This is a genomic window from Pseudomonas sp. Pseusp97, assembly GCF_047304025.1.
Lineage (GTDB): Bacteria > Pseudomonadota > Gammaproteobacteria > Pseudomonadales > Pseudomonadaceae > Pseudomonas.
Map to the genome: position 1 here is coordinate 1 of NZ_JBGLYK010000175.1, position 12488 is coordinate 12488.

The 12488-nt window shown below is 64.3% G+C and carries 11 protein-coding genes; 7 read left to right on the forward strand and 4 right to left on the reverse strand.

Translation table 11 applies throughout. The features are described 5' to 3' along the window. The first annotated feature begins 304 nt into the window (after nucleotides 1-304). The 6 genes from ACCC94_RS22400 (at nucleotide 305) to ACCC94_RS22425 (ending at nucleotide 7026) form a co-directional block, all read left to right on the forward strand. Nucleotides 305-1354, forward strand: coding sequence for an ABC transporter ATP-binding protein (locus ACCC94_RS22400; protein WP_413351774.1), 1050 nt, complete (start codon nucleotides 305-307; stop codon nucleotides 1352-1354). Continuing rightward, on the forward strand, nucleotides 1351-2265 hold the full coding sequence (locus ACCC94_RS22405; protein ID WP_413351775.1) for an ABC transporter permease: 915 nt from the start codon (nucleotides 1351-1353) through the stop codon (nucleotides 2263-2265). Before ACCC94_RS22400 ends, ACCC94_RS22405 begins: the two co-directional genes overlap by 4 nt. Further along, nucleotides 2262-3050 carry an ABC transporter permease gene (locus ACCC94_RS22410; RefSeq protein WP_259757968.1) on the forward strand — a complete coding sequence of 263 codons (789 nt, stop codon included), beginning with the start codon at nucleotides 2262-2264 and terminating at the stop codon, nucleotides 3048-3050. The genes ACCC94_RS22405 and ACCC94_RS22410 overlap by 4 nt, the downstream gene beginning before the upstream one ends. Before the next feature lie 43 nt (nucleotides 3051-3093). Further along, nucleotides 3094-4143, forward strand: a complete 1050-nt coding sequence (locus ACCC94_RS22415) for an extracellular solute-binding protein (RefSeq protein ID WP_413351777.1) — start codon at nucleotides 3094-3096, stop codon at nucleotides 4141-4143. 387 nt (nucleotides 4144-4530) lie between these two features. Further along, complete coding sequence (locus tag ACCC94_RS22420) at nucleotides 4531-5940, forward strand: APC family permease (protein ID WP_413351779.1); 1410 nt, start codon at nucleotides 4531-4533, stop codon at nucleotides 5938-5940. Between the two features lie 54 nt (nucleotides 5941-5994). After that, nucleotides 5995-7026: a histone deacetylase family protein gene (locus ACCC94_RS22425; RefSeq protein ID WP_017520827.1), complete on the forward strand. Its 1032-nt coding sequence runs from the start codon at nucleotides 5995-5997 to the stop codon at nucleotides 7024-7026. Nucleotides 7027-7186: 160 nt separating this feature from the next. Here the strand turns inward: ACCC94_RS22425 and ACCC94_RS22430 are convergent, their stop codons facing one another. The 4 genes from ACCC94_RS22430 to ACCC94_RS22445 all read right to left on the reverse strand — a co-directional run bounded on the left by ACCC94_RS22430 (nucleotide 7187) and on the right by ACCC94_RS22445 (nucleotide 10900). Further along, nucleotides 7187-7564, reverse strand: coding sequence for a NirD/YgiW/YdeI family stress tolerance protein (locus tag ACCC94_RS22430; RefSeq protein WP_413351780.1), 378 nt, complete (start codon nucleotides 7562-7564; stop codon nucleotides 7187-7189). Nucleotides 7565-7682: 118 nt separating this feature from the next. Next, nucleotides 7683-8597, reverse strand: coding sequence for an SdiA-regulated domain-containing protein (locus ACCC94_RS22435; RefSeq protein ID WP_413351782.1), 915 nt, complete (start codon nucleotides 8595-8597; stop codon nucleotides 7683-7685). An 84-nt stretch (nucleotides 8598-8681) separates the two neighbouring features. Continuing rightward, nucleotides 8682-9347 (reverse strand): fumarylacetoacetate hydrolase family protein, encoded by a 666-nt coding sequence (locus ACCC94_RS22440; protein WP_413351783.1) that lies wholly within the window; start codon nucleotides 9345-9347, stop codon nucleotides 8682-8684. A gap of 158 nt (nucleotides 9348-9505) precedes the next feature. After that, the gene (locus ACCC94_RS22445; RefSeq protein ID WP_413351786.1) at nucleotides 9506-10900 is read right to left on the reverse strand and encodes an FAD-binding oxidoreductase; all 1395 of its coding nucleotides are present in this window, start codon (nucleotides 10898-10900) and stop codon (nucleotides 9506-9508) included. Nucleotides 10901-11090: 190 nt separating this feature from the next. Here ACCC94_RS22445 and serA point away from each other — a divergent pair, with 190 nt between their 5' ends. Beyond that, on the forward strand, nucleotides 11091-12320 hold the full coding sequence (gene serA / locus ACCC94_RS22450) for a phosphoglycerate dehydrogenase (protein WP_045215566.1): 1230 nt from the start codon (nucleotides 11091-11093) through the stop codon (nucleotides 12318-12320). The last annotated feature ends 168 nt before the right edge of the window (nucleotides 12321-12488 follow it).

A 12488-nucleotide genomic window follows, 5' to 3' on the forward strand; every position in this document is an offset into this window, starting at 1 on the left:
GGCGTCCCCCCCCCACCCCAACCCCCCCGTCCCGCCGGCCGCGCCCCCCCACCCCCCCCCCCCGGCCTTTTGCGCCCGACAACCCCCGCTCCTACAAAAAAGCCGCAGAAACGACACCGCGCTGACGCCCGAAATCCAGCATTTCCTGGCGCGTTTTCAACTTGGCCTGATTTATCCCTTATTGGCCTGATCTATCGTTCTGCGCACCGGGCCGCTTGGTCATTATCAATCCGCAGCTAGGTGAAACGGTCCTAGAAACCGTAAAACCTCAACAATAACAACTGCTTAACTGCATGGTACCAGCATGACCAGCGCGATCACCATCGAGCGGATATGCATGGAGTTCGGTACACCCGGACAAGGCCTCAAGGCCCTGGACGACGTGTCACTGGAAATCCGCGCCAACGAATTCTTCACCCTCCTCGGCCCCTCGGGCTGCGGCAAGACCACCTTGCTGCGACTGATCGCCGGCTTCGAACAACCCTCCTCCGGCAGCATTCGCCTCTACGGCGACGCGATGGAAGGCCTTCCGCCCTTCAAGCGCCCGGTCAACACCGTCTTCCAGAGCTACGCCCTGTTCCCGCACATGACCGTGGCGGAAAACATCGCCTTCGGCCTGGAAATGCAGGGCAAGAGTCGCAGCGACATCGACGCCACGGTGCAGAAGATGCTCGACCTGGTGCGCCTGCCCGAGGTCGGCAAGCGCCGCGCCGACCAGCTCTCCGGCGGCCAGCAACAGCGCATCGCCCTGGCCCGAGCCCTGGCCAGCCGGCCCAAGGTGCTGCTGCTCGACGAATCGCTGTCCGCACTGGATCTCAAGCTGCGCAAGGAAATGCAGATCGAGCTCAAGCGCCTGCAGCACGAGACCGGCATCACCTTCATCATGGTCACCCACGACCAGGAAGAAGCGCTGACCATGTCCGACCGCATCGCGGTGATGAGTCGCGGCAAGGTCATGCAGATCGGCACGCCCACCGAGATCTATGAGGCGCCGGTCAATCGCCTGGTCGCTGATTTCATCGGCGAGACCAACTTCCTCGAAGGCGAATCCAGCGGCGACAGCGTGCGCCTGGCCGACGGCCAGTTGCTCCCGGCCGCCACCACCCTGCCGGGCAAGGTGACCCTGGCGATCCGCCCGGAGCGCACCGAGCTCGCGCAGGACGGCCAGCTCGAAGGCGTGGTCGAGAACATCGTCTACGTTGGCACCGATACCGTGTACCACCTCAATGTCGCCGGTCAGGGCGGCTTCCGGGTCCGTCAGCAGAACCGCGACGGCGCCCTTTCCACCCACGCGCCCGGCGCGCGGGTGCGGGTCCGCATTCCCGCCACCGCCATCCGGGTGCTGGCCGAATGAGTACACTGCGCGCGCAAGCGGAACGAAAATCGCTGTTCAACCGCCTGGCCCTGACCAGCCCGGCGATGATCATGCTGGTAGTGTTCCTCGTCCTGCCGCTGGGCATCATGTTTGCCGTGTCGATCCAGGCACCGGGGGACTACGGCGGCGTGAAGTGGGGCCAGCACACCATCGAGGCCTACATCAACTTCCTCTGGGAGCGGGACCTGGACGACAGCCTGGCGTTCAACGCCGACTACCTGGGCATCTTCCAGCGCTCGTTTTGGCTGTCGATCCTGACCACCCTGGGCTGCGTGCTGATCGGCTTCCCCACCGCGCTGTACCTGGCGCTGCAGGACGAACGCCGGCGCAACCTGCTGCTGTTCCTGGTCACGGTGCCGTTCTGGACCAACCTGCTGGTGCGGGTCTATGCCTGGATGCTGTTGCTGCGCAACGGCGGGCTGATCGACGAAGGCCTGCACGGGCTGGGCTTCTCGAATGCCTCGCTGGGCATTCTCTACACCGACAACGCGGTGATCATCGGCCTGCTCTATACCTACCTGCCGTTCATGGTCCTGCCCATCTACACCAGCCTGGAGAAGATGGACTGGCGCCTGGTGGAAGCGGCCTTCGACCTGGGCGCCAACCGCTGGAAGGCGCTCAGGCGAATCATCATCCCGCTGGCCATGCCCGGCATCGTCGCCGGCTGCATCTTGGTGTTCATCCCTTCGCTGGGCAGCTACATCATTCCCGAGCTGCTCGGGGGCGGTAAGTCGCTGATGATCGGCAACCTGATCCAGCTGCAGTTCGGCACGGCGCACAATTGGCCGTTCGGCGCGGCGCTGTCCTTCGCCCTGCTGGCCTTCGTGCTGCTGGCGATGATGATCTACAGCATGCGGTTCAAACCGGGCGCGGCGGGAGGTCATCCATGAAGTCGGCCAACCCGCTGTGGAAGTTCACCGGGGTCCGGCCCGCCGCCTGGCTGTTCTTCGCCTTCCTCTACATCCCGATCTTCGTGCTGGTGGTGCTGAGCTTCAACAGCGGCCAATCGGCCACGCTGTGGGAAAGCTTCAGCCTGAAGTGGTATGCGGTGGTGGCGGACGACCCGGAAATCCTGCGCGCGGCGAAGAACTCGCTGATCGTCGCGACCCTCGCCACCGTGGTCGCCACCACCCTGGCCACGCTCGCCGCGCTGGGCATGCGCGGCCGCTCGTTCCGCGGGCAGACACTGATGAGCGGCGTACTGGGCCTGCCGTTGCTGGTGCCGGAGATCGTCACCGCCGTGGCGACCTTGATGTTCTTCGCCTTCATCGGCCTGAAGCTGTCGCTGTTCACCATCCTGCTGGCGCACATCGTGTTCTGCATTCCCTTCGCCTACCTGCCGATCCGCGCCCGCCTCGAAGGCATGGACCCCAGGCTCGCCGAAGCGGCGGCAGACCTCTATGCCTCGCCGTGGAAGACCTTCTGGAAGGTGACCTTCCCCCTGCTGACGCCGGGGATAGTGTCCGGTGCGATGCTGGCGTTCATCATCTCGATGGACGACTTCGTCATCACCTACTTCGTCGCCGGCGCCGGGGCAACCACCCTGCCGGTGTACATCTTCAGCTCCATCCGAATGGGGATTTCCCCGAAGATCAACGCCATATCTTCAATAATACTGTTGATTTCCATCGCGTTCGTTGCGTTGTCGTACTACGTCGGCCAGCGTCGCCGCTGACCTCCTGCCGCCAAACAAAACAACATTGCAAGGAGCTTCACCGATGAAATTCCGCCGTACCCCCATCGCCCGCGCGCTCGTCGCCGCCAGCCTGCTGCTGGCCGGCAGCGCCCATGCCGACGGCACCCTGCACTTCGCCAACTGGTCCGACTACTTCCCGCCGGAACTGCTGAAGAAGTTCGAGAAGGACACCGGCATCCACGCCACCCTGGACTCCTACGACAGCAACGAAACCCTGCTGGCCAAGCTCAAGGCCGGCGGCGGGGCGTACGACGTGGTGGTGCCGTCGGACAGCTTCATCGAGATCTTCGTCAAGGAAGGCCTGCTGCAGAAGCTCGACAAGGCGCAGCTGCCGAACCTGGCCAACCTGAAAGACAAGTTCAAGACCCTGACCTACGACCCGGGCCACGACTATTCCGTGCCCTACCTGTGGGGCACCACCGGCTACAGCTACGACAGCGCCAAGGTACCCGGCGGCAAGCTGGACGAGAGCTGGAAGCCGTTCTTCGAGCCGCCAGCCGAGCTGAAGGGCAAGGTGGTGGCGCTCAACTCCATCGAGGAGCTGTACGCCCCGGCGTCCTATTACCTGGGTGTCGACGAGTGCACCGAGGACCCGAAGGAGGCGGCGAAGATCCAGGACCTGCTGCTCAAGCAGAAACCGATGCTGGCCATGTACAACAGCGACGGCACCATCGAGCGCATGGCGGCCGGCGAGGTCTCCATGCACCAGCAATGGAACGGCGCCTTCCACCGCGCCCACGCTCAGCGCGCCAGCCTGGTCTACGTCTATCCGAAGGAAGGCGTGCGCCTGTTCATCGACAACCTGACCATTCCCAAGGACGCCACCAACATCAAGGAGGCCCACGCCTTCCTGAACTGGATGATGCAGCCTGAGAACATCGCGCTGGCCTCCAACTTCGCCAAGTACAACAACGCGATCGAGGGCTCGGACAAGTACATGGACAAGGAGCTGTTCGACGACCCGGCGATCAACACCCCGGCGGACAAGCTGGATCGCCTCAAGCCCTTCAAGCTGTGCTCGCCCAAGGCCCTGCAACTGCGCTCCAAGGTCTGGACCAAGCTGAAGAAATGACCTGCAGGTCACCCGGCGCGGCGGTGCGCGCCGGGCGACCCTGACAGTCAATTTGGCCATCTCGATCCCTTTTTGACCCTTTGCAGGGTTCTGCCCGGCAACCCTGGTTGCTAGAGTCGGGCGGCTCGCGCAGGGAGCGGCTGGAAAGGCGGCCAGCCCTTGCACCATCAAAGGTGGCGCAGGGATTTCCCGAGGGAACGCGAGCGCGTTATCCACAAGAACAAATGCCCCGAGAACGCCCATGACCAGCTTTTGCGTCAACCTGCAGCAAACACCCTCATTCCTCGCGCGTCGTCAGCGCTGCGGCTGAGCCGCAAGCCGACGACAACAGGACGGCCACCGAACGCCGCCCGCCCGCACGACAACCATAAAATCGCGAGGACTCCCATGGCCAGCCAACACAGCGCCAGCACTGCGCCTGCTCCAAAGAGCGCTCCACAAAGCACCCGACAGGGCACCCCGGCCAACGCCGACGCCCGCCTGAAACGCGTCCTGGGCCTGCCCGCCCTGGTCTTCTTCGGCCTGGTCTACATGGTCCCGCTGACCATGTTCACCACCTACGGCGTGGTCACCGAGATGACCGGCGGCCGCACCGCCACCGCCTACCTGATCACCCTGCTGGCGATGCTGTTCACGGCAGCGTCCTACAGCTTCATGGTGCGCAAGTACCCGATTTCCGGCTCCGCGTATTCCTACACCAGCCTGAGCTTCGGCCCGGTGGTCGGCTTCCTGTCCGGCTGGTCGCTGCTGCTCGATTACCTGTTCCTGCCGATGATCAACTACCTGCTCATCGGCCTGTTCATGAACATCGCCTTCCCGGAAATCCCGGCCTGGATGTTCGTGGTCGCCTCCATCGCCCTGGTGACCGTGCTCAACGTGGTCGGCATCAGCCAGGTCGCCGGCATGAGCAACGTCATCGTCGGCGCGCAGCTGGTATTCATCGTGGTGTTCGTGGTCATGTCGATCAAGACGCTCGCCGGTGGCGCTGCGATCGACTTCAGCCTGCCCTTCGTCGGTGACGGCACCCAGCCCGGCTTCGCCCCGCTGATGGCCGGCGCCGCGGTGCTGTGCCTGTCGTTCCTGGGCTTCGACGCGGTCTCTACCATGGCCGAGGAAACCCGTGACGCCCGCCGCGACATTCCCCGCGCGATCATCATCACTACCGTCATCGCCGGCCTGATGTTCACCCTGCTGGCGATCATCAGCCAGCTGGTGTTCCCCGGCAGCGTGTTCCAGAACGCCGACTCGGCGGCCAACGAAGTGATGCTCAAGGCCGGCGGCCAGTTCCTCGGCAACTTCTTCACCTCCGCCTACATCGCCGGCTGCATCGGCTCGGCGCTGGCGTCCCAGGCCTCGGTGTCGCGCATCATCTTCACCATGGGCCGCGACGGCATCCTGCCGCGCAGCCTGTTCGGTGTACTGCACGCACGCTTCCAGACCCCGGTGGTGGCGATCCTGGTGGTCTCCGCCGTATCCCTGCTGGCGGTCGGGCTGGACCTGACCACCCTCGCCTCGATGATCAGCTTCGGCGCGCTGGTGGCCTTCTCCGTGGTCAACCTGGCGGTGATCCGCACCTACCTGGGTGTCGAGCGGCGCCGCGGGGCGAAGAACGTCCTGCTCTACGGGGCGATCCCGTTCATCGGCCTGTGCCTGACCCTGTGGCTGTGGACCAGCCTCTCGCAGCTGACGCTGGTGGTCGGCCTGAGCTGGTTCGCGGTCGGTTTCGCTTACCTGGCGGTGCATACCGGCGGCTTCCGCCGCAAGGCGCCGAGTGTGAATTTCGAGGAAAACGCCTGACGGCCCAGCTACTAGAACCCAACGGGCGCCCGGAGGCGCCCTCAGGAGCGCGTGATGTTGACGATCTATACCGACGACCATCGCTTGCACCACGGTCAGCACGAGCTGATCGGCGGCCAGTTCACCCCCTGCTTCGAAAAGCCCAGCCGCGCCGACATGGTGCTGGACCGGGCCAAGGCGGTGAAACTGGGCGACATCCAGGCCCCGCGCGACTTCGGCCTGGAACCCATCCTGAGGGTGCACAGCGAAGGCTTCGTGCGGTTTTTGCAGCACGCCTGGCGTGACTGGCTGGCCACCGGCCGTACCCACGACATGCTGCCGATCTGCTGGCCGACCCGCCGCCTGCGGCAGAAGGAGCCGGACAGCATCGACGGCCGCCTGGGCTACTACAGCCTGGACGCCGGCGCGCCGATCACCGCCGGCACCTGGCAGGCGGTGCTCAGCTCGGTGAACGTGGCGATGACCGGCCAGGCCGAACTGGCCAAGGGCGCGCGCTCGGTGTTCTCCCTGTGCCGTCCGCCGGGCCACCACGCCTCGGCGGACTTCATGGGCGGCTACTGCTTCTTCAACAACGCGGCCATCGCCGCCCAGTCGATCCTCGACCAGGGCGCCAACCGCGTAGCCATCCTCGATGTCGACTACCACCACGGCAACGGCACCCAGGACATCTTCTACGACCGTGCCGACGTGCTGTTCACCTCGATTCACGGCGATCCGCGCTTCGAATACCCCTATTTCCTCGGCTACGCCGACGAGAAAGGCCAGGGCGTGGGTGAAGGCTTCAACTTCAACTATCCGCTGGCCTCGGGCAGCGACTGGTCGGTGTGGAGCCTGGCGCTGCAGGCGGCGATCCGGCAGATTTCGGCGTACAAGCCGGACGTGCTGATCGTGTCGCTGGGCGTGGACACCTACAAGGAAGACCCGATCTCCCAGTTCAAGCTGGACAGCCCGGACTACCTGCGCATGGGCGAAGCCATCGGCAAGCTCGGCCTGCCGACGCTGTTCGTGATGGAGGGCGGGTACGCGGTGGAGGAGATCGGCATCAACGCGATCAATGTGCTGCAGGGGTTTGAAAGCATCGGCTGAAGCGTTTCCTGACCTGTAGGAGCGAGCTTGCTCGCGAACAGCCCTCCGCTCACCGGACTGACGGCTGGAATGCGCTTCGCGAGCAAGCTCGCTCCTACGAAGAGCATGAAAAAGCCGCGACGGGATCACTCCCGGCGCGGCTTCTTCATTTACGGCGGAATTACTGGAGGACCTCGACCCGATCCACGTCGATATCGGTGGCCTTCTGCTTGTGGTGGTCGACCTCACCGGTCAGGCGCACCTTGGTGTTCTCGGATACCGAGGCGCCGGCCGGCCAGTCGTCATGGTCGATCTCGACCTGGATGCTGCCGGTGGCGTCCTTGAACTCGTAGTGCTCACCGCCGATGCGCTTGGTGATCACGCCTTCTAGCACCACCGGGGTGTCGTCGGCGGCGGACTGCGCCTGCTTGACCGTGGTGATCTGCGCAGCGGCGGCTGCGGGCTTGGCGTCGCTGCCCGGGCCGGTGTAGCCGGCGGCCAGAGTGACGGTGGAGAACAGGCCAGCGGCAGCGATCAGGGGGAGATGACGAAGTTTCATGGAAGTGCCTCCTGCGGCGTTTTCGATGGGTTCAGCTTATGGCCGGCGGCTGAAACCAGCCTGAATCCGGACTTAACCCAACCTTAAAGCCATCCGACCCGCACTCCCCCGGCCTGGATCAATCCGTTTTGGCCGCCTCGCGCTTGAACACGTAGAACAGGTCCGGTTCGCTGACCATGTAGATGGTGCCCTGCTCGTCGATGGCCACGCCCTCGGCGCGCGGGATGCGGTCGTCCAGGCCGTTGAGCCCGCCGAGCAGGCTGATGAAGCTGATCGGCTCGCCCTTCTCGTCCAGCTCCAGCAGCAGGTGCGACTCCGCCGACAGCACCAGGGTATGCCCGGTGCGCGGGTCGATGCTCAGCGCCGAGACATTGGTCATCAGCAGGTCGCTGGGCAGCGGCTGCAGGGCTCCGGTCAGGCTCGGCCCGCCGTCGCTGGCGAGGCTGAACAGCGCCAGCGGATCGCGCTCCTGCCCCAGCACCAGGCGATGCTGGCGCGGGTCCCAGGCAATCCCTTCGATGCCCTTGTTCTTCTTGCCGCGCGGGCCGAGATCGAAGCTGGACAGCTTGGCCGTGCTCAGCTCGCGGGTCTGCGGATCGACCTGGAAGATGGTCAGCGAATTCTTGCGCTCGTCGGTCACGGCGATATTGCCGTTCTCCAGCACCGCCACGCCCTCGGGGTTGGACATGCCCAGCAACGGGATCACCCGCAGCACGTCACCGGTGAGCGACAGTTCGGCCAGCAGCGGCTTCTTGCCGGTGACGGTGAACAGGGTGCGGGTCACCGGGTTGTAGGCCAGGTCGGAGGTTTCCTGCCCTTCGAGGCCACCCTTGAGCGGCTTGGCCTGGATCACCGCCCGGTAGCCGGGCAGCCAGATACTTTCCGAGCGCGCCTGGGCGCTGGTGTCCTGCTCGCGCAGCCACAGGCGCGCGCGGTCATCCCAGTGGAAGCGCGAAGTCAGGTAGCCAAGCACTACCAGGATGAGGAGCAGGGCCAGCAGCAGCCAGCGAGGACGAAGGACGGACATGGTCATGACGACTCTTGTTGGTCAGCACGGCAAGGCGTCCCGCAAGACGCGAAGGCCGCACAAACGGCGGCCTTCGGCGGGACAACGGTGTTAAAGCACGCGGCTTTCGAATCGGCTCGCGCCGGGAAGTTCCAGCACTACCTCACTGCCGCTGTGGAGCGGACCGACGCCGACCGGAGTGCCGGTGGAAACCACGTCGCCCGGCTGCAGCGAGAAGTGCCCGCAGATGTGCTGGATCAGCGGCACGATGGGGTTGAGCATGTCGCGGCTGTTGCCGTCCTGGCGGACTTCGCCGTCGATCACCAGGCGGATGCCGATATCGGTCGGGTCCGGGAAGTGGTCGGCGCTGACGAAGGGCGCCAGCACGAAGGCGCCGTCGAAGGACTTGGCCAGCTCCCAGGGCAGGCCCTTTTCCTTCAGCCTGGCCTGTACGTCGCGCAGGGTCAGGTCCAGCGCCGGGGCGTAGCCGGAGATGGCATCCAGCACTTCCTCGGCGCTCGGTTTGCGCGACAGCGGCTTGCCGATCAGCACGGCGATTTCCGCCTCGTAGTGCACCGCGCCACGGTCTTCAGGAATGGCAAAACCGCCGGCCTGCGACACGGTGCAGGAACCGGGCTTGATGAACAGCAGCGGCTCGGTCGGTACCGGGTTGTTCAGTTCCTTGGCGTGCTCCGCGTAGTTGCGGCCGACGCAGACCACCTTGCCCAGGGTGAAATGGATCGGGGTGCCATCGACGTACTGATGCTGGTAACTCATGACCGACTCCTGAACGCATGGAAGAGATGATCCACGCGGGGCTCGTGGTCCCGCGCGGGTGCCCGCATCCTGCCGGCGCACGCGCCACTTCCCGTGACGCTGACGCGCGAAGGGCCGGCCCCTCTATCCAAAGAGCCGGCCCTTCTCTATGCAGCGACTTATTCGGCGAAGATCTTGCCGGGGTTCATGATCCCGTTCGGGTCGAACACCGCCTTGACTGCCTTCATGTAGCCGATTTCAGCCTCGGAGCGAGAGTAACCCAGGTAATCGCGCTTGGTCATGCCCACGCCGTGCTCGGCGGAGATGGAGCCGTTGTACTTCTGCACGGTCTCGAACACCCACTTGTTGACGGTCGCGCACTTGGCGAAGAACTCGTCCTTGGTCAGGTTCTCGGGCTTGAGGATGTTCAGGTGCAGGTTGCCGTCGCCGATGTGGCCGAACCAGACCACTTCGAAGTCCGGGTAGTTGGCCGCGACTATATCGTCGATGTCCTTGAGGAAGGCCGGGACCTTGCCGACGGTGACCGAGATGTCGTTCTTGTACGGCGTCCAGTGGGAGATGGTCTCGGAGATGTACTCGCGCAGCTTCCACAGGTTCTGCAACTGCTGCTCGCTCTGGCTCATCACGCCATCGAGGACCCAGCCCTGCTCCACACAATATTCGAAAGTCGCCAGCGCCTCGTTGGCCACTTCCTCGGTGCTGGCCTCGAACTCCAGCAGGGCATAGAACGGGCAGTCGGTCTCGAAGGCCGGCGGCACGTCGCCGCGGGCCATGATCTTGGCCAGGGCCTTGTCGGAGAAGAACTCGAAGGCGGTCAGGTCCAGCTTGTTCTGGAACGCGTGCAGCACCGGCATGATCGAGTCGAAGTCAGGGGTGCCCAGGACCATCGCGGTGAGGTTCTTCGGCTGGCGCTCCAGGCGCATGGTGGCCTCGACCACGAAGCCCAGGGTGCCTTCGGCGCCAATGAACAGCTGGCGCAGGTCATAGCCGGTGGCGTTCTTGATCAGGTCCTTGTTCAGCTCCAGCAGGTCGCCCTTGCCGGTGACGACCTTCAGGCCAGCCACCCAGTTGCGGGTCATGCCGTAGCGAATGACCTTGATCCCGCCGGCATTGGTACCGATGTTGCCGCCAATCTGGCTGGAACCGGACGATGCGAAGTCAACCGGGTAATACAGGCCGTGCTCTTCGGCGAAGGTCTGCAGCTGCTTGGTGATCACGCCCGGCTGGCAGACCACGGTGCGGTCGAATTCGTTGAAGGCCAGCACCTTGTTCATGTAGTCGAAGGCCACGACCACCTCGCCATTCGCGGCGACGGCGGCGGCGGAGAGACCGGTGCGACCACCGGAGGGGACCAGCGCGACCTTGTGCTCATTAGCCCAGCGGACAATGGCCTGGACCTGCTCGGCGCTCTTGGGGAAGGCGATTGCCAGGGGCGCCGGGGCGAAATGCTTGGTCCAATCCTTGCCATAGGTGTCGAGGGAATCGGCGTCTGTCAGCAGCTTCCCGGCATCCAGCAGGGGCTTGAGCGATTCGATCAGGGCGTCGCGGGTCATTGGAGGAACTCTCAAATGGTTCATGGTCGTCCTGAGAACAGCTCAGGTCGCAACCGGGCAAGGAAAAGGGAGAACATGCTAGCATACGCACCCCACGCAGATCGCCACCTGGCGCCAAGCCTGGCACCGGCCGGTCCGGCCTGAGCTGTTCAATTTCTCGCCACATCCCGGGACTACAGGTTCAAAGCAGATGAGCAAGACTTCTCTCGACAAGAGCAAGATCAAATTCCTTCTCCTTGAAGGCGTGCACCAGAACGCCGTCGACACCCTCAAGGCAGCCGGCTACTCCAACATCGAGTACCTCAAGACCGCGCTGTCCGGTGACGAGCTGAAGGAAAAGATTGCCGATGCCCACTTCATCGGTATCCGCTCCCGCACCCAGCTGACCGAAGAAGTCTTCGACGCTGCCAAGAAGCTGATCGCGGTGGGCTGCTTCTGCATCGGCACCAACCAGGTCGACCTGAACGCGGCCCGCGAGCGCGGCATCGCCGTGTTCAACGCGCCCTACTCCAACACCCGTTCGGTCGCCGAACTGGTGCTGGCCGAGGCCATCCTGCTGCTGCGCGGCATCCCGGAGAAGAACGCCTCCTGCCACCGCGGCGGCTGGATCAAGTCCGCCGCCAACTCCTTCGAGATCCGCGGCAAGAAGCTGGGCATCGTCGGCTACGGCTCGATCGGCACCCAGCTCTCGGTCCTGGCCGAAGCTCTGGGCATGCAGGTGTTCTTCTACGACACCGTGACCAAGCTGCCGCTGGGTAACGCCCAGCAGGTCGGCAACCTGCACGAGCTGCTCGGCATGTCCGACATCGTCTCGCTGCACGTGCCGGAACTGCCGTCCACCCAGTGGATGATCGGCGAGAAGGAAATCCGCGCCATCAAGAAAGGCGGCATCCTGATCAACGCCGCCCGTGGCACCGTGGTCGAGCTGGACCACCTGGCCGCCGCGATCAAGGACGAGCACCTGATCGGCGCTGCTATCGATGTATTCCCGGTCGAGCCCAAGTCCAACGACGACGAGTTCGAAAGCCCGCTGCGCGGCCTGGATCGCGTGATCCTGACCCCGCACATCGGCGGCTCCACCGCCGAAGCCCAGGCCAACATCGGCCTGGAAGTGGCCGAGAAGCTGGTCAAGTACAGCGACAACGGCACCTCGGTGTCCTCGGTCAACTTCCCCGAAGTGGCCCTGCCGTCGCACCCGGGCAAGCACCGCCTGCTGCACATCCATGAGAACATCCCGGGTGTGATGAGCGAGATCAACAAGGTGTTCGCCGACAACGGCATCAACATCTCCGGCCAGTACCTGCAGACCAACGACAAGGTCGGCTACGTGGTGATCGACGTCGACGCCGAGTACTCGGACCTGGCGCTGGAGAAGCTGCAGCACGTGAACGGCACCATCCGCAGCCGCGTGCTGTTCTAAGCGCTGCTGGGTGGCAAGAAAAAAGGAGGCCTTCGGGCCTCCTTTTTTCGTTTCAGCACCGGATGCAAAGGCGATGGGGTGAACCCTGTAGGAGCGGGGGTGGTGGGGGAAAAAAAACCCACCGGCGGGTTGGGGGGCACGAGCGGACGCCAGAAAAGGCGCCCCGAG

Coding starts and splice junctions, on each gene's coding strand:
- ACCC94_RS22415 (WP_413351777.1), top strand. CDS start 3,094: ATGAAATTCCGCCGTACCCCCATCGCCCGCGCGCTCGTCGCCGCCAGC.
- ACCC94_RS22400 (WP_413351774.1), top strand. CDS start 305: ATGACCAGCGCGATCACCATCGAGCGGATATGCATGGAGTTCGGTACA.
- ACCC94_RS22435 (WP_413351782.1), bottom strand. CDS start 8,597: ATGACCATGTCCGTCCTTCGTCCTCGCTGGCTGCTGCTGGCCCTGCTC.
- ACCC94_RS22430 (WP_413351780.1), bottom strand. CDS start 7,564: ATGAAACTTCGTCATCTCCCCCTGATCGCTGCCGCTGGCCTGTTCTCC.
- serA (WP_045215566.1), top strand. CDS start 11,091: ATGAGCAAGACTTCTCTCGACAAGAGCAAGATCAAATTCCTTCTCCTT.
- ACCC94_RS22425 (WP_017520827.1), top strand. CDS start 5,995: ATGTTGACGATCTATACCGACGACCATCGCTTGCACCACGGTCAGCAC.
- ACCC94_RS22440 (WP_413351783.1), bottom strand. CDS start 9,347: ATGAGTTACCAGCATCAGTACGTCGATGGCACCCCGATCCATTTCACC.
- ACCC94_RS22410 (WP_259757968.1), top strand. CDS start 2,262: ATGAAGTCGGCCAACCCGCTGTGGAAGTTCACCGGGGTCCGGCCCGCC.
- ACCC94_RS22405 (WP_413351775.1), top strand. CDS start 1,351: ATGAGTACACTGCGCGCGCAAGCGGAACGAAAATCGCTGTTCAACCGC.
- ACCC94_RS22420 (WP_413351779.1), top strand. CDS start 4,531: ATGGCCAGCCAACACAGCGCCAGCACTGCGCCTGCTCCAAAGAGCGCT.
- ACCC94_RS22445 (WP_413351786.1), bottom strand. CDS start 10,900: ATGACCCGCGACGCCCTGATCGAATCGCTCAAGCCCCTGCTGGATGCC.